Source organism: Azospirillum largimobile, assembly GCF_977007025.2.
Map to the genome: position 1 here is coordinate 195,841 of NZ_CDRMUA020000003.1, position 16,326 is coordinate 212,166.

The 16,326-nt window shown below is 66.3% G+C and carries 15 protein-coding genes and 1 pseudogene; 4 read left to right on the forward strand and 12 right to left on the reverse strand.

Annotated elements, in window-relative coordinates:
- Positions 1 to 6: 6 nt before the first annotated feature.
- The 10 genes from ACWPKK_RS18560 to ACWPKK_RS18605 form a co-directional block, all read right to left on the reverse strand.
- Positions 7 to 1,116: a hypothetical protein gene (locus ACWPKK_RS18560; RefSeq protein WP_452007079.1), complete on the reverse strand. Its 1,110-nt coding sequence runs from the start codon at positions 1,114 to 1,116 to the stop codon at positions 7 to 9.
- A gap of 86 nt (positions 1,117 to 1,202) precedes the next feature.
- Entirely contained in the window at positions 1,203 to 2,972 is a 1,770-nt protein-coding gene (locus ACWPKK_RS18565; protein ID WP_452007081.1) for a hypothetical protein, read from the reverse strand.
- Positions 2,973 to 3,295: 323 nt separating this feature from the next.
- Positions 3,296 to 4,075 carry an ABC transporter ATP-binding protein gene (locus ACWPKK_RS18570; protein WP_452007083.1) on the reverse strand — a complete coding sequence of 260 codons (780 nt, stop codon included), beginning with the start codon at positions 4,073 to 4,075 and terminating at the stop codon, positions 3,296 to 3,298.
- Entirely contained in the window at positions 4,069 to 5,121 is a 1,053-nt protein-coding gene (locus ACWPKK_RS18575; protein WP_452008180.1) for a FecCD family ABC transporter permease, read from the reverse strand. The genes ACWPKK_RS18570 and ACWPKK_RS18575 overlap by 7 nt, the downstream gene beginning before the upstream one ends.
- Positions 5,122 to 5,129: 8 nt before the next feature.
- Positions 5,130 to 6,239: an ABC transporter substrate-binding protein gene (locus tag ACWPKK_RS18580; protein ID WP_452008183.1), complete on the reverse strand. Its 1,110-nt coding sequence runs from the start codon at positions 6,237 to 6,239 to the stop codon at positions 5,130 to 5,132.
- A gap of 55 nt (positions 6,240 to 6,294) precedes the next feature.
- Positions 6,295 to 7,503, reverse strand: a complete 1,209-nt coding sequence (locus ACWPKK_RS18585) for an MFS transporter (protein ID WP_452007085.1) — start codon at positions 7,501 to 7,503, stop codon at positions 6,295 to 6,297.
- A gap of 6 nt (positions 7,504 to 7,509) precedes the next feature.
- Positions 7,510 to 9,933, reverse strand: coding sequence for a TonB-dependent siderophore receptor (locus tag ACWPKK_RS18590; protein WP_452007087.1), 2,424 nt, complete (start codon positions 9,931 to 9,933; stop codon positions 7,510 to 7,512).
- A 96-nt stretch (positions 9,934 to 10,029) separates the two neighbouring features.
- A complete protein-coding gene (locus ACWPKK_RS18595; RefSeq protein ID WP_452007089.1) occupies positions 10,030 to 11,049 on the reverse strand; it encodes a FecR family protein in 1,020 nt (339 codons plus the stop codon).
- Between the two features lie 10 nt (positions 11,050 to 11,059).
- Positions 11,060 to 11,599 (reverse strand): sigma-70 family RNA polymerase sigma factor, encoded by a 540-nt coding sequence (locus ACWPKK_RS18600; protein WP_452007091.1) that lies wholly within the window; start codon positions 11,597 to 11,599, stop codon positions 11,060 to 11,062.
- 140 nt (positions 11,600 to 11,739) lie between these two features.
- Positions 11,740 to 12,669: a LysR substrate-binding domain-containing protein gene (locus ACWPKK_RS18605; RefSeq protein ID WP_452007093.1), complete on the reverse strand. Its 930-nt coding sequence runs from the start codon at positions 12,667 to 12,669 to the stop codon at positions 11,740 to 11,742.
- 108 nt (positions 12,670 to 12,777) lie between these two features.
- On the opposite strand from ACWPKK_RS18605, the gene ACWPKK_RS18610 reads away from it, so the two are divergent.
- The 3 genes from ACWPKK_RS18610 to ACWPKK_RS18620 are packed head-to-tail and all read left to right on the forward strand — an operon-like array spanning position 12,778 to position 14,173.
- Positions 12,778 to 13,179, forward strand: a complete 402-nt coding sequence (locus tag ACWPKK_RS18610; RefSeq protein WP_452007095.1) for a tautomerase family protein — start codon at positions 12,778 to 12,780, stop codon at positions 13,177 to 13,179.
- Complete coding sequence (locus tag ACWPKK_RS18615) at positions 13,176 to 13,610, forward strand: cupin domain-containing protein (protein WP_324868076.1); 435 nt, start codon at positions 13,176 to 13,178, stop codon at positions 13,608 to 13,610. The genes ACWPKK_RS18610 and ACWPKK_RS18615 overlap by 4 nt, the downstream gene beginning before the upstream one ends.
- Positions 13,607 to 14,173: a DUF4865 family protein gene (locus ACWPKK_RS18620; RefSeq protein WP_452007097.1), complete on the forward strand. Its 567-nt coding sequence runs from the start codon at positions 13,607 to 13,609 to the stop codon at positions 14,171 to 14,173. The genes ACWPKK_RS18615 and ACWPKK_RS18620 overlap by 4 nt, the downstream gene beginning before the upstream one ends.
- Before the next feature lie 52 nt (positions 14,174 to 14,225).
- Here ACWPKK_RS18620 and ACWPKK_RS18625 read toward each other — a convergent pair.
- Together ACWPKK_RS18625 and ACWPKK_RS18630 are read right to left on the reverse strand one after the other, a co-directional pair.
- Positions 14,226 to 14,333: pseudogene (locus ACWPKK_RS18625) on the reverse strand (ABC transporter substrate-binding protein); the annotation flags it as partial.
- Positions 14,334 to 14,350: 17 nt separating this feature from the next.
- Positions 14,351 to 15,313, reverse strand: coding sequence for a LysR family transcriptional regulator (locus tag ACWPKK_RS18630; protein ID WP_452007099.1), 963 nt, complete (start codon positions 15,311 to 15,313; stop codon positions 14,351 to 14,353).
- 125 nt (positions 15,314 to 15,438) lie between these two features.
- On the opposite strand from ACWPKK_RS18630, the gene ACWPKK_RS18635 reads away from it, so the two are divergent.
- Positions 15,439 to 16,293, forward strand: a complete 855-nt coding sequence (locus ACWPKK_RS18635; protein ID WP_452007101.1) for a fumarylacetoacetate hydrolase family protein — start codon at positions 15,439 to 15,441, stop codon at positions 16,291 to 16,293.
- The last annotated feature ends 33 nt before the right edge of the window (positions 16,294 to 16,326 follow it).

Here is a 16,326-nt window from a genome sequence, read left to right on the forward strand (position 1 = left end):
AGCTTCCTATGCCCGCTTGTAGGCCATCAGGAAGGCCACGGTGCAGAGAAGGGGGAGTCCGACGTCGCGCATTTGGAAATCGATGTGGAGGATGGCGGCATAGAGAACGATGCCGATCGTGGCGATGGCCGGCAACAGGGTGTCGGCGAGCCTGAGTATGCCGCGGCCGTCAAGCCACGCGCCGGCCGCCAAGGCCACGTGAACCAGCGCGATCAGGATGAGGAGGGCGATACCGGCCATCAGGACATATTCCAGGGTGAACACTGCCGGCAGGTACCCGGGGGGAAGCGATGCGGTGAGGATCGGAGTCAATGCGCCATGCGCCGCCGTTACCCCGATGACGGCGATGTAATGCAGCGCCGTCGCCAGCAGCAGGTTGCCGGACAGCAGCTCCACGGTTCGCCAGGGCAGGAAGGTGGGCCAACGGATGCGGTCGAGGACGAGGATGGTCACCGCAGTCCCACTGCCGAAGAGCAGGGCGTAATCGGGCGACAGCGGCCATTTCGACACCCCATGACCGAGAACCAGGATGTCGAACGACGCAACCGAGAGGCCCAGCAGGGCGACGATCGCAGTCCTGCGGGAGTGCCGGTGGTGGGCGAACATCCGCCCCGCAACGACGAAGAGGATCCACGGGAAGACAGGGAACCAGCCCGGAAAGGATCTCACGAACAGGTCGTAGATGAAGGGAAGCGGCAAGGCGAACCAAGCGCCGCAGAGTGCGAGAAGAAAAAGGCCGATAAGCATCCGGTTGGCGGCGCCGACCCTGGTGGCGATATCGAACAGCAGCCGGGCGGCGAACAGAAACATGAAGAAGTCGCTGGAGAAGGGGTTGTTCTGTTGATACAGGCTGTGGATGGCCGCCAGGATGAACAGCTTCAGATGATCCTCGATCCGCCGGCCCAGCGGCTTTCCCAGGAAGCGATCGAGCGTCATTCCGAAGGCGAAGAAGAACAGCACCGGCGCCAGTTCGAAGACGAATTGCAGGATGTTGACGAGATGGTAGGCGTCCGGCATCGCGCGCCCCCAATGGCCCGCCACCATGAACACAAGGGCGGAAACGCGGATGATGTCCAGGCTTCTGTCTCTGGTTGCCGGTGGGTTCGGCAGTGGCATGTGCTCACTCCCAAGGACGGGCCGAGCCGAGGCCCGGCTTGCCATGACGAGGGTTTCGGCCGGGCTGGCAGTCATCTTGCGCTCCCTCATGACCGGTGCGGACGGGTGATGCCCAGGCGTCTCGGCACTGCCGCCGCCCATGCGGTGACTGCGGCGCGCTCCTTGCGGCCGAGCATCCAGACCATGAAGAGGGTTGCACCCAGATAGAGGGGCAGGGCCGGAAGCGTCTTGGTGTAGAAGGGGTCGAACCCCACTTCGTAACGCCAGAACGGGACGATCGAGAAAGGGGCCAGGGCCGCGACGCCGAAGATCCAGCGTGAGAACCACCAGGCGGGGACGAGTGCGGCCAGTGCCAGGATCCACAGCATGAACCAGGGCCACATATGGGTCGATATGCTGAACACCACCGCCGCCATCACCGCGGTGGCGGCCTTCCAGGCATTTTCCGTGGTGGGCCGACGGTACAGGGTGGCCAGGGTCCACATGGCGAAAGCGGCGAAGGAACCGCGCACGAGCCAGCGGAGGGGAGCGAGGTCCATGCCCAGCAGCCTTTCCGCCACGCGGACGACGTCGACCGGTTGAAGCCACTGCCAGCCGGACATGCCGCGAACGCCATCGAAGAAGGTGGGAGAGCGGAAAAAGAGGAACAGGATGGCTAGGAAGAGGGCCGCTGCCGGAACTCCTCGCCAAAGATAAGCAATCAGGAAGCTCCTCGGATCCATGCGCCTGGATTTGCCGGCCCTGTACAGCAGATCGACGGAGACCAGGGCTGCGCTGGTGTATTTGCAGGCGGTCGATGCCGCCAGCGCCAGCGGGCCGGCACGGTCGCCGGAGGGAAGGCGCATCAGCCACAGCAGCATGAAGACGACCATCGCCATGTCGTTGTGTCCCTCGCCGGCCGAATAGATGTGGCCGATGGGAAGCCAGCCGAACGCGACGAGGCCGGCTGCGGCGGTCGCCTCGTCATGGGTGCGGCCGATCCGGCGGACAATGGCGAGCGCGGCGATCCAGGCGCCCCCCAGGACCAGCTTGAACAGAAGCCCGGTCACCCAGACATTGCCGTCGCTGAGAGCCATGATACCGGCCGAGATGACCGCCCACAGGGGGCCGTAGGTCATCATCGCCGACACCTCGTCGAAGGGGTAGAAGCTGGCCTGTTCCGGTGTGAAGGGAACATAGTAAGGGTTGAGGCCATCGATGATTTTCTCGCCCCACAGCGCGGAAAACCAGAGGTCCTGCGTCATCACCGGAACCGACGGAATGCAGGCGACGGTGAAAAGAACCGGCCAGAAGAAGAGGCGGTCCGTCACCGCCTTCGTTACCGGGCCGCTGAAATCGGACAGCCAGCGGAACAGCCATGCCGCCACGGCGATCTGAAGGGCGAGCGGGAGGCAATAAGACAGGAAATAAAGACCATCATGGGTGAAGACGTTGCCGTCGGTGAGTGCATGCGCCAGCGGGATCGGGAAGTCTGCGATGGATGCTGCCAACCGAGCGAAGAAAGCGGCTTGATTGGGCAGGCCGACCTCCCCATCTCGGGCATCCGACGCAGCAAGAAAGTAGCTCAATGCCGAATAAATTAATAAAGCTGACGTTACAATGAATCCAAATCTGTCGATAACGGTGCCTATCTCCCTGTCATCAGGGGCACGTGGCGCAGTAATTCTTAAAGATGATTTTCTCGCAACCCGCACTGACATCTCCTCCACCAGTGTGTGCTTGACGGAGTCGCCGGGTCCTATATTAATGAAATTCAGATAAAATTTGGTTGTTCTTTGGAGATAATGCTGAAATTTCCTATTTGAATGCAGCCATTCGTCCTGCTTTGCGCATCGACTTTCTTTGATGTCGCGCATTCGAATGAGGCTGGCCCTACGGCACCGGCAAATGTCCGGTTTGCCGGGAGCATCCAATTCCGTCATGGGTGGCCGGAATGAGCATCTGGCTGCGGCAGCAAACATATGGGTGGCCGGCGTCATGCTCATTTGCCGCCGGAATCGCGTGGCTCCCGCATTTTTGCAGGCCGAGATGACAGGGCACGATTTTGTCTGCCCGGCTCGATCCCCCGGGGCGGGACAACTCACGGTGACCGGTTCCAGCCTGAACGTCCGGACCTCCGCTCAAGATTCTCGCCGTGCCCGACAATGCCAATGGCGCTCGCCCTCAGTCGGGGCTGACGTCATGGTTCCGTGGAACCCGGCAAAGGCGTTCTGTAGCCATCGATGATCACCTGACCATTGCCCTGTGAACAGCGTTCGATACGAGCGTCGATATTGTAGACCTCGCGAAGCAGGTCGACGGTGATGACATCCTTGCAGGAGCCGCTGCCGCGAGACGTGCCGCCGGAAAGCACCAGGACCTTGTCGGCAAAGCGCAAGACCTGGTTGAGATCGTGCAGGGCGATGAAGGCGAGAAGCCGCCGCTGTCGCACAAGGTCGCGGACGAGGGTCAACACCTGCATCTGTCGGTGCAGGTCCAACGCGCTCGTCGGTTCGTCCATCAGCAGGATCTCGGGATCACGGGCCAGCGTCTGTGCCAGCGAGGCGAGCTGCCTTTGGCCGCCACTGAGTTCCCCCAGGCTTCGGAATGCGATGTCGGCGATGCCCAAGGATCCCAGAACCTCGTCCACCGCTGCCAGATCGGCATCCTGCACAATCCAGGATGCGTTCTGCTTGCGTGCCAGCAGGACGGACTCGTACACGCTCAGCGCAGCACTCGTCGCCGAATCCTGGGGCATGTAGCAGATCCCCGACGCGCCGCGCCGCGTTCCCGTCACCACGACGTCGCCGGGGCCGCCAAGGAGGCCGGCCATGCGTTTGAACAGCGTCGATTTGCCGGCGGCGTTGGGGCCGATCACCGCCACCACTTCGCCATCTGCGAAGGCCGGGGTGCTGATCCCGGAGAGGGCGAGGCGGCGCCCATGGTAAGCGCCGACACCCTCCAGCCGCAGCGTCACCATGAGCGCCTCCTGCTTCCCAAAATCAAGGAGATGAAGAACGGAATGCCGATCAGCGAGGTGACGACCCCGATCGGGAAGATCGTGCCCGGAATCAGGATCTTGCTGACGACCGAACTCAACGACAGGATGACCGCCCCGGCCAGCATCGAGGCCGGCAGGAAAAAGCGCTGGTCCTCGCCGATCAGCATGCGGGCGATGTGCGGGCCGACCAGTCCGATGAAGCCGATGGTGCCGACGAAGGCCACCGGGAACGCCGCAAGCAGGCTGACCAGAACCAGGGTGTGCAGGCGCAGCCGGCGCACGTCCACGCCGAAGCTCGCCGCCTTGTCGTCGCCCAGGCGCAACGCAGTCAGCGCCCAGGCCCGCCGCAGGAAGAGCGGAAGGGTCGCCGCCAGCACCGCCGTGGTGATGCCCAGCTTGCCCCAGGTCGCCTTGGTCAGGCTTCCCATGGTCCAGAACACCACGGCGGCGACCGCCTGCTCGGTCGCGAAATACTGCACCAGCGCCAGCAGGGCGTTGAAGGTGAAGACCAGCGCGATGCCGAGGAGGACGATGGTCTCCGCCGTCACCCCGCGCTTGAGGCTCAGCGCGTGGATGATCAAGGCCGTGAGCATTGCCATGAGGAAGGCGTTCAGAGGCAGCATGTACTCCGCCGCCACCGGGAGCAATCGCAGGCCGAAGGCAAGCCCCAGCGCCGCGCCGAAGCTGGCGGCCGCCGAGATGCCCAGGGTGAAGGGGCTGGCCAGAGGGTTGTTGAGGATCGTCTGCATCTGCGCTCCGGCCAGCGACAGCGCCGCGCCGACGACCACGGCCATCAGCGCCACGGGCAAGCGGATGTCCCAGACCACCACGCGCGCCTGCGGCGGGACACTGTCCGGGGTCAGCAAAGCCTGCACCACCTCCCATGGGCCGAGGCGCACGGATCCCAAGGCGAGGTCGAGCAGCAGGCTGCACAGCAGTGCGAACGCCAGCAGGGAGAGCAGCAACCGCTTGCGCCGCGCCATGGCGCGGTAGCCATGGCGGGTCCTGGGAGCCGGCAATGGCATCGCTTGGGTCACGGGCTTGTCGCCTTTCCGCCGAGCGACACGAAGTAGCCGGGCTGATACGGGATGGGAAGAAAGCGTTCATGCAGCTCGCGGAAGGTCGCTTCCGGGTCGAGGTCGGCGAACAGGTCGGGGTGGAACCACTTGCCGAGTTGCTGGAGCGCCACGAACTGGTAGGGGCTGTTGTAGAACTGGTGCCAGATGGCGTGGAAAGCCCCGGTGGCGTTCGCCCGGATGCCCGTATAGGCGGGGCGCCTGGGGAAGGCGCTCAGCTTGCGCACGGCTTCGCCGAGGTCGGCACCCGGCCCGACGCCGATCCAGCCGCCGCCGGGGACGTAGGCCTCCCAGTTGGCGCTGGTCACCACGACCTGGTCGGGGTTGGCGGCGATCACCCGCTCCGGGCTCAGTTGGCCGAAGGTGCCGGGGATCAGGTCCTTGGCGATGTTGCTGCCGCCGGCCATCTCCACCAGCCGGCCGAAATTCTCGTCGCCGAAGGTCAGGCAGCAATCCGGGGTGTAGCCGCCGATGCGCTCGATGAAGACCTTCGGGCGCGGCGGCATCCCGGCCGCAATCACGTCGGTGACGCGCCGGATCTGCGCGGCCCGGAAGGCGATGAAGGCCTCGGCGCGCTCCTCCTGCCCGAACAGCCGGCCGAACAGGCGGATCGTCGGTTCGGTGTTCTCCAGCGGCCGATGGCGGAAGTCGGCGTAGACGACTGGGATGCCCAGCGCCCCCAGCTTCTCGATGGTGCGTGCGTCTTCGCTGGACCGTTGCGCTTCGATGTTGAGGATGAGGACGTCGGGCTGCAGGGCGATCGCCTTCTCCAGGTCGAAGGTGCCGTCCTCGATCCCGCCGAAGGTCGGAATATGGACGATGTCCGGGAAGGCCCGCAGATATTGACTGTAAGTGTCCGGGTCGGCCTGGATCAGGTCCTTGCGCCAGCCGGCAATGCGGCGGATCGGATCCTCGCGGTCCAGCAGCGCCACGACGTAGAGCTGCCGCCCCTCGCCCAGGATGACGCGCCGCACCGGCGTGCGGATCTCCACCGTGCGTCCGGCGAGGTCGGTCACCGATGCCGCCTTCGCCGCACCCGATGCCATGAGGTCGAACGCCGTCAGCATGCACAGGGCGGAAAGGCCCGCCAGCATCGTCGGTTTGCCAAAGAACGCCATGATGTCACCTGTGTCTGTCGCTTGCCATCGCCCACAGGGCGACGGCGCCCGCCGCGTAGGCCGCGGCGACGAAGAGGTACGTGTGCTCCAGCCCAACCGTCTGGCCGATCCCGACACCCAACGCTATGCCGGCCATGGAGGCGCCCTGCGCCGTGCTTTGCGCCACGCCGAGGAGCCGGCCCTGCCGCGCCCCGTCCGTCGTGCGGGAAAGCAGCGCCATCAGCACCGGTGTCGTGGCGCCCAGCAGGACGCCCCAGCCGAGATAGGCGGCGGCAAAGACGGTGACGCTGGTGGTCAGGCCAGCAATCGCCGTGAGGCCGGCGCAACCCGCCGCCACCCACGTCATCCGTCGAAGCGTTGCATTCCGCGCCATGCCCTCGAAGTGCCGGGCCCAGGCGGGCGCCGAGACCGCGAAGCCCAGCGCCAGCATCGCATAGCACAGGCCCGTCACCCCGGTGCCCGCACCCAGCACCGACGTCACATACAGCGAGAAGGGGGCCTGCGTGATCATCCGGGCGGCGAGCAGCAGTGCCATGACGCCGAGCAGGGCAAGAGCCGGCGTCGACAGCCGGACTCCTGCCGCGGACCGGTCCGTCGGCAATGTGGTTTTGGGCGCGGGGAGGGGGGCGGGCACGTCGGGCAGCAGCAGCGCCACGGCCGCCGCACAGGCGGCGCATATCGCGGCGGCGGCCGCGTTGATCCAGAAGAACGCCGCATGATCGAGGATCACGCCACCCGCCACCGCCCCGACGACCGAGCCGACATTGGTGGAGACCTGCAGGTGCGCGAAGAGACGGGTCCGCGCCGCAGGAGATTCGATGCCCACCCCATAGGCCTGTGCCGGCGCGATGTATCCGGCACAGGCCCCTTGCAGGAATCGCAGCGCCAGGATGGACCAGACGTCTGCCGCGAATGCCAGGGCCAGCTGTGTCAGCGCCAGCCCGAGCAAAGCCCGGATCATCATCAGCCGGTGTCCGAAGCGGTCGCCGACCCGCCCCCAGAAGGAGCTGGTCAGCGCGATGCCCAGCATCGGCCCGACATAGACGACGGTGCCCGCGACGCCGAACAGCCAGCCCGGCGGGTCGAAGGAGGCCAGATGGACAGGCCAGAACGGGCCGCTCATCTCCATGGCCCCCATGGAGACGAACTGGACCACGAACAGGATCCGGACGACGCGCCGGACGCGGTCCGGTGCCAGGGAAACGCTGGTCATCCGGCTTTAGAAATCGGTCGAGACGGACAGCAGCGCGGTGCGCGGCGCCCCTTGCGACACGCCGCCCCAGCTCGCCACGCCGGACCAATATTCGGTGTCCAGCACATTCTGCACCGTCGCGCGGACGGTGACGGGACGGTCGTGGATGGTGGTGCGGTAGCGCGCACCCAGGTCGAGCCGGGTCCAGGCCGGAATGCGCTGCGTGTTGGCGGCGTTGACGTATTGCCCGCTGGTGTGCGCGACGCTGCCCACCAGGGTGAGGGCGTCCAGGAACGGCGTGTCCCATTCGGCGCTGAGGTTCGCCTGCATCTTCGGGACGCCGACCGGCCTGTTGCCACGGGTGGCGGCGCTGTTGGTCTTGGTCAGTTCGGCGTCGATGAACGTCACGCCGGCCAGCAGCCGGACCGACGGCGCCACCTCGCCGAAGACGGAGAATTCCAGGCCGCGGTTGCGCTGCTCGCCTCCGGCCGAATAGACATTGCCGGCCAGCTGCCCGGACGGCTTGGTGATCTGGAACAGGCTGGCGGTGGCGCCGAGATGGCCGAAGTCGACCTTCACGCCGGCTTCGTACTGCTTGGCGACATAGGGTGACAGGGCCTCGCCGGCATTGACGGCGGTGGTCGGCGCGACGTCGCCCTTGCTCAGCCCCTCGATGTAGTTGGCATAGACGGTAACGTTGTCGAGCGGCTTCAGGACGAGGGCGGCCATGGGCGTCACCGCGCTCTTCCTATAGGACGAGGTGGTTGCGCCGGTCGTGGCGCTGAAATTCTCCGACTTGATGGTCTGCTGACGCACGCCCAGGACCAGCTGCACGCGGTCGTCCAGGATGCCCAGGGTGTCGGACAGTGCGAAGCCGGTCAGATCGGTTTCCGAGATCTTCGGCACCCAACCGGGCGCGGCAACCGACTGGGCGATCCGGTCGACCGGGCTGTAGATGTTCGACGCCACCGCCCGGCCGCCGATCAGGCCGCGTGACAGCGTGTCGTGGTAGCGGCTAGCCTGGACGGTCATGCGATGGCTGACCATGGCGGTGTCGAAGCGCGCGCGCAATCCGGCATCCAGCGTCGAGCGCTCGACGTCGAACTTGTAGTGCTCCGGCGTTTCGCTGGTGTCGCCACGCGCGTTGAGGATCGTCGGCGTGCCGAAAAGCCGCTCCACCTCGGTCCAGCCGCCGCCGGCGTTGGCGAACACCGTCACGCTGTCGCTCAGGTCGTATTCGCCGCGCAGGAGCGCCGCGCGGTCGGTGACCTCCGACCAGGCCCAGGGCTGGGTGATGTTGCGCCGGCCGTCGGGCGCCGAAGGCACGGGCACGCCGGCCGCGACCAGGAACGGACGGGACGGCGCGTTGAAATCCTCCTTCTGCTCCAGCAGGTCGAGGGATGCGCGCAGCCGTTCGCCGCGATAGTCCAGCGCCAGCGCGCCGACGCGCGCCTCGCGCGACTGCTCGTCCAACGGCGTGTCGCCACCCCGGTAGCTGCCGTTGAAGCGGGCGCCGAACTCCCCGTTGGGACCGAAGCGACGGCCGACGTCCAGCTGTCCGCCGAACTGCGAGGTGCCGACATATTCGGCCGTCAGCCGCGTGAGGTCGGTGTCGGTGGCGCGCTTGGGGACGATGTTGATGCCGCCGCCGATGCTGCTGCTGGGCGCCATGCCGGACAGCAGCGCGGTGGGACCCTTGATCACCTCGATCCGCTCCGCGTAGTCGGCGAAGACGCGGTAGTTGGGAGCGACGCCATAGACGCCGTCGAAGCTGATCTCGCCCAGATTGCCTTCGCCGACGGGAAAGCCGCGGATGAAGAAGGCATCGAGCATGCCGCCGGTTTGGCCGCTGGTCCGCACCGACGGATCGCCGGCCACCACGTCGGCGATGGTGGTCGCCTGATCGTCCTCGACCTTACCAGCGGTGTAGCTGGTGACGCTGAACGGCGTGTCCATGATATCGCGGTTGCCCAGCACGCCGATGCGCCCGCCGCGCGCCACCTGCCCGCCGGCGTAGGCCTGCGGCAGCGCGTCCGGATGCGTCGCGCTGGCAGCCACCGTCACCTCCGGCAGCGTCATGGCACCGTCCGCCCCCGCCTGTCCCGCCGCCGCCACCGGCACCAGAACATAGCCGGCCGGTGTCCTGGCGATGCGGTAGCCGCTGCCCCGCAGCAGCGCCTCGAAACCCTCCTCCACGCCGTAGGTGCCGTTGAGGCCCGGGGACCGCAGTCCCTTCACCGTCTCGGCATTCATGACGATGGCAGTGCCGGACTGCTGCGCGAAGTGGTTCAGCGTGTCGGCCAGCGGACCGGCCGGAATGTCGTAACGCGCAGCGGGCTGGACGGCGGGTTGAGCGGCGGACTGGGCGCGGACCGGCACGATGCCGGCAGTGGTGAGCAGCAATGCGGCGGCAAGGGGAAGGACGGCGGTGCGGACGTGCTTGAACGGCATGATGGACGGCTTTCCATGGCGAAGGTCTCGCTTCTCCTGACGGACGAGACCCGGAAAGCCGAACCGGTCCGGTGAATCTTTTTTCGGCGTTCCCGTTTACGGGCGGCCCGGCGCATCCACCAGCACCACCCAGGGCGTCAGGGTTCGCACGCGGATCGCCGGGAAGCTGGCCGCCAGCAGGCTGAGCGCGCGGTCGGTATCGTCCAGCGGGAGGACGGCCGAGACCGTGTATGACTGCAACGCGGCGCGGTCGTAGTGGATGACGCCGCGGCGGTAGCGGCTCAGCCGTTCCAGCACGTCCGGCAGCGGCTCTCCCTGCACCACCAGTTGGCGGAATCGCCAGGCACCCTCCACGCTGCGCACATCGACAGGGGTCGCCGGTCCAGGGCCGGCCGCGGTCAGCCGCACCCGCTCGCCGGCCCGGACGACCAGACTGTCCGGCGATCCCGGAGTTTCGACTGAAACCTTGGATTCAATCACCGTCAGCACGGTGGCGTTCCCCTCCCTTGCCACGGCGAAGCGGGTGCCAAGCGCGCGCATCCGGCCATGCGGGGTTTCCACCACGAACGGGCGGCGGGCATCGGGCGCCACATCGACGAGGATCTCTCCCCGCAGCAGTTCCACGGTGCGCCGGCTGTCGTCGAAACGCAGATCAACGGCACTGCCGCTGCCGAGTGTCAGCCGGGTGTCGTCAGCCAATGTCCGTGTTGCCCACTCCCCGGTTCCCGTGCGGGCATCGGCGATCAGGGCAGTCATCAGTTCCGCGGGCGGATAGACCTGAACGGCCAGCCAGCCCGGCAGGCCGAGCGCCAGAAGGATCGCGAGCGCTGCCCCAAGGCGGCGGGCCTGTCCGCGCTTTCCGTCGGCGAATGCTGCGTTCAGGGCGGCACGGGCCGGCCGGGTGGTGCCGTCGGCGCGCATGCGCTGCAACTGCTCCACCAGATGTTCCATGCGGGCGGCGGCCTCGGCGTGTCGGCGGTCCGCCTTCCGCCAGCGCTCGAACCCGGTCCGGGCCTGTTCGCGCTCGGCCGCATCGTCCGCCGTCAGCGCGACCACCCACTGTGCCGCCTGTTCGGCGATGGCGTCCTCCGCCGCGTTCCGGGACTGCGTGCTCATGCGGGGCGCCTCACAGGTGCTGGTCACGTACGCTGCAGCACTGCAGCAGGCACTGCGCCAGGTACTTCTGCACCATCCGCGTCGACACGCCGAGCCGGCCGGCGATGGCGCCGTGGGTCTCGCCGTCCAGATAGTGCATCAGGAAGGCCTCCCTGGCCTTGACCGATACGGCCTGCAAAGCGGCGCCGATCTGTTCCAGCGCCTGCACGGCTTCCAGCACGTCCTCCGGTGACGGATGGCCGGGTATAGTCTCTGCGGCCAGCGTCAGTTCGGCGAGATAGGCCTGCTCGATCACTTGCCGGCGCGCACGATCCAGCAGCAGGCGCTTCGCCGTGGTGGTGAGGAAGGCGCGCGGCTCGCGGATGCCCAACAACCCGTCGCGTGATGCCAGGATACGCAGGAAAGTGTCCTGCGCGACATCGGCCGCGTTGTGCGCGCAGCCCAGTTTTCGGCGCAGCCAGGCATGAAGCCAGCCATGATGTTCGCTGTATAGCAAACCAAATCGAGTGGTCTCACAGGCGTCTTCAAGTGCAGATTGCTTGACAGACATGTAAGGAACTCCCCGCCCGCTGGTCCGCCTGGACGCCAGATATGAGAATGACAATCACTATCATAGTATGCATATGAAGTGGAAGCCGCCGCTCATGCTTGCCCCCTGGACCGCGCCTGTCGCCTGCAAGCCCTCAGGCGTCACTCGGCGTTCGATGGCATCGGCATCCAGCCTGCCGGCAGCGTTTCGCGCACCGCCTGCCGGATGATCGTCGCGAGATGGTCGCCGATCGGGTTCGGTCCCTTGTCTGACCGCAGAAGTCTGAGGCCGAGCGACGGCAGGTGCGGCAAGCCATAGGCGGCGGGATCGAGCACACGCACCGACGGCGGCCGCCCCACGGGGGTACGCAAGGCGATGCCGAGGCCCGCCGCCGTCGCCGCCCAGAGTCCGCCCAGGCTCGGGCTGACGAAGGCGATGCGCCAGGCAATCCCCTGGCGGTCGAGATGGTCGCAGGCGATGGCGCGCAGGAGGCAGGGAGCCTCCAGGGCCGCAAGTGGCAGTGGCTCGCGTCCGAGTGGTTCGCGGCCATCTGCCCGCCAGGCCGGCTCCTCCTCCGCCGCACCCAGCCAGCACAGCGGCAAGGATGCGATCCTGTCGATGGCGGACGCGGTGCCGTCGTCCCACGCCAGCGCCAGATCGAGATGGCCGGAGGCAATTTTCTCAAGCAACTCGCCGTTGCGGGCGATGCGTCCCTCGATCCGGACCTTGGGATGGGCACGGGCGAAACGGCCGAGCACCTGCGGCAGCACGGCCTCGCCGAAATCCTCCTGGATTCCCAGGCGGATCCAGCCCTCCAACTCGGCCCCGCGAACGGCGTTCATCGCCTCGTCATTGAGGGTCAACAGGCGTCTGGCATAGGACAGCAGCACTTCACCGCCATCGGTGAGCGTCAGGCCGCGCCCCGCCTTGCGCACCAGCGCCGTTCCGGTCTGATCCTCCAGCTTCTTGAGGTGGGCGCTGACCGCCGACGTCGATCGCCCCAGCCGGTCGGCGGCTTGGGCGAAGGAGCCGGCGTCGATGCCGACGACGAAGCTGCGCAGCGCATCCATGTCGAGGTTGGTCAGACGCATCGCCAAGGTCCCGAAAAACAGGATCATTCATGCTGAATAATCTGATTATCGGGATGATCGTGGCGCGCCATACTGCCCCTGTCAAACGCTTTCGCAGGAGCGGCACAGATGCCCTTCACTCGAATTTCCCTGGTCGCCGGCAAATCCCCGGCCTACCTCGCGGCTGTTTCCTACAGTCTCGACCGAGCGCTGGTCGATGGTTTCGACGTTCCGGAAAGAGACCGCTTCGCCGCCATCCACCAGCATCAGCCCTATGAATTGATCTTCGATCGAACCTATGGCGGCGGTCCCCGCTCGGACGATTACATCGTCTTCCACATCACCACCGGGAAAGAGCGATCACCGGAAACGAAGGCCCGCTTCTATCGGCGGCTGGTCGAGAATCTTGCGGCGTCGCCGGGTGTTCGGCCCGAGGACGTGATGGTCGTGATCGCCCAATCGGGCTCCGAGGATTGGTCTTTCGCATCCGGCCTGTCGGCCGCCCTGCTGCTGGAGAAGGCTTGCCGATGACCGGGTATTTCGAAATGCAATCCTCCTGCCCGCCGGTCATGACCATCCGTCGCGCCGGCGAGGGCATTGCCGCTGCGCCCGAGGGGATCGCCAACGGTTCCTTCCTCGCTCAGATGCTGCTGTCGAGCCGGACCGACGGCGAAATGACGGCGATGCGCGCCTTCATCCCACCGGGCGTCGTGACCCATTGGCACAGCCATCCGTCCGGGCAGCTTCTGTTCGTGCTCGATGGCGTCGGCGTCGTTCAACGCGATGGCGGCGAACCGGTCGAGGTGCGTGCCGGCGACGCCGTCTGGTTTGCCCCCGGCGAACGCCACTGGCATGGCGCGGCACCGTCCAGCCCGTTCAGTTACGTCAGCGTCCAACCCGTCCAGGGCGGGACCGCCGTCCATTGGATGGAAGCCGTCGAGCAGGAGAACCTTTCCCGATGATCGCGATGCAATACAGCTTCGTCCTGCCGGCCGATTACGACATGGCGGTCATTGACCGCCGCATTCGGGAGAAAGGTCCACTGCTGGACGGCTTCCCACGGCTGAGTTTCAAGGCCTATCTCGCCGCAAGAAAGCAGGATGCCGGGTTCGCCAGTGCTGAAAACCTCTATGCGCCCTTCTACCTGTGGGATGAGCCGGAAGGGATCGACGACTTTCTTTCCGGCCCGGGCTTTGCGGCGGTGACACGCGACTTCGGTTGGCCATCGGTGCAGACCTGGCTGATCCGGCATGCGGAACTGACGGCTGACCTGAGCGCCGCGACCCATGCCACCCGTGATATCCGACCGGTCGCGGCCCATTCGGATCTAGCTTCGCAACGGGAGAGCGCCATCGCGGAGACAAGATCGGCGATCCAGGCCGGAGCATTGGCGGCCGTCGCCGCGTTCGATCCGACGCATTGGGCGACGGCCAGTTTCACGCTCTGGCCAAAGTTGCCGCCCGTGGCGACGGAGACGATGCAGATCTACACCGTCGGGCATGTCTCGCTGCCGCATGCGCGATGAGGCCGCCCATCGACGGCGCAAGGGGCGTGGTGTTCGAAGGGGCCTTGGCGTTGCCCCTGGTCGGGTCCCAGATGGTCAGCAGCGGCCCGACTCCGGCGGACCCCAGATCGATGCTGCCGGACAGCAGCGCATCGTTCATCGCCGCGCCACCGGAAAAGCGGAATAAAATATAGGTAATCAAGCGGTGTTTTTGGGATTGGCCGGCACCGCCCGGGCATAGAGACGCAGTGCCTGCACGAAATCCCGTGCGGCGCCGCTCAAGGTCTCCCCCTTCCGCGTCAGAATACCGAAGCCGGTCAGGTTCTTGCCGATCGTCATCGGCAGGCAGCACAGAAGACCCGCGCGCAGGTGGTCGCGCACCACAGATTCCGGCAGCATGGCCACCGCGTCGCTTGTCTGCAGCAGTTGCAAAGTCGCGAAGATCGAACTTGCCTCCACCATGTCGGCAGGGGTCGGCATCAGGGCGTTGGCGAACTCCTGCTCCAGAAGCTGGCGGGCCGGGCTGGTCAGCGGTTGCATCACCCAGGGCGTACCACCCAAATCGCTCAGGGCCAGATCGGACCGCGCCTGCAAAGGGTGGCCGGTCCGCGCCACCACGTAGAGCGTTTCGTTGGCCAAGGGTTCGAAGTCGAACTCGTTGTGCTGCAGCGGCCCGCTGAACCGGCCGACCGCGAGATCGAGTTTGCGTGCCGCCAGCAGATCCAGGATTTCGTCGCTGGTTTCCCCCAGCAGCCGGACGACCAGCAGCGGCCGCGCCGCTTTCAGGTCGGCTACCGCCCGTGCCACGATGTCCGGCGCGGCCCCCATGATGGCACCGACCACAAGCTGACCGAATCCGCCGCGGCGCTTGCCTTCCAAATCCTGGGCAAAGCGATCGAAGTCGGCAAGCAGCCGCGTCGCGAAGCGCACCACCTCCTCCCCCAGTTCCGTCGGCTGCATGCCGCGCGGCAACCGTTCGAACAGCAGGAAGCCGAAGACCAGCTCCACATCGTGCAGCATCTTGGTCGCCGTCGGCTGGGTCACATGTACCGCCTCGGCGGCGCGGTGCAGGTTCCGTTGCTGTCCCAGCGCCGCGATCAGCGCCAGTTGCTTCAGACGCAGGCGATTCATCAGCACGGGCAGCAACGGGGCGGGCGTCATGTCCAATCCGATCGAGATAGGTGCGATAGAAAAATCCGATCGCAACCGTCCATGTTTCGATTGGATCGCTATCGGCTGAGTTTCTACACTGCTGACAGTCAGTGTTGCAAACCAAAGGACATGTCATGAAGCTGCTGCGCGTCGGCCGGCCCGGCCAGGAGAAGCCTGCGCTGCTGGACCGCGATGGAAAACTCCGCGACCTCTCGGCCCACCTGCCGGCCCAGTCGCAGGACATAGCCGGCGCCACCCTGCTGCCCGACAGCCTGGATCGCCTACGCCGCCTCGACACAGCCACCCTGCCGGAGCTTCCGGCGGCCTCGCGCATCGGCGCCTGCGTCGGTTCTGTCGGCAAGATCATCTGCGTCGGGCTGAACTACTCCGACCATGCCGCCGAGTCCGGCATGGCCGTACCGACGGAACCGGTGCTGTTCATGAAGCCGTCCAGTTCCATCTGCGGCCCTTTCGACGATGTCGAAATCCCGCGTGGCGCCGAGAAGACCGACTGGGAGGTCGAACTGGGTGTCGTTATCGGCAAGACCGCCAAATATGTTTCGGAAGAGACCGCGCTGGAGCATGTCGCCGGCTATTGCATCGTCAACGACGTCTCCGAACGCGCCTTCCAGCTTGAACGCGGCGGCCAGTGGGACAAGGGCAAGGGCCACGACACCTTCGCCCCGCTCGGGCCCTGGCTGGTCACCGCCGACGAGGTGGAGGATCCGCAGGCGCTCGACATGTGGCTGGAGGTGGACGGCCGGCGGTTCCAGGACGGCTCCACCCGCACGATGATTTTCGGCGTCGCCCATCTGGTGTCCTACATCAGCCGGTTCATGACGCTGCAGCCGGGCGACATCATCTCCACGGGCACCCCGCCCGGCGTCGGTCTGGGCCAGAAGCCGCCGCTCTACCTGCGCGCCGGCCAGACCATGCGGCTGGGCATCGCCGGGCTGGGCGAACAGCAGCAACGCACCATCGCCGCCTGACCGTCCGTCACCGCCCACACAGCAGGAGTACGC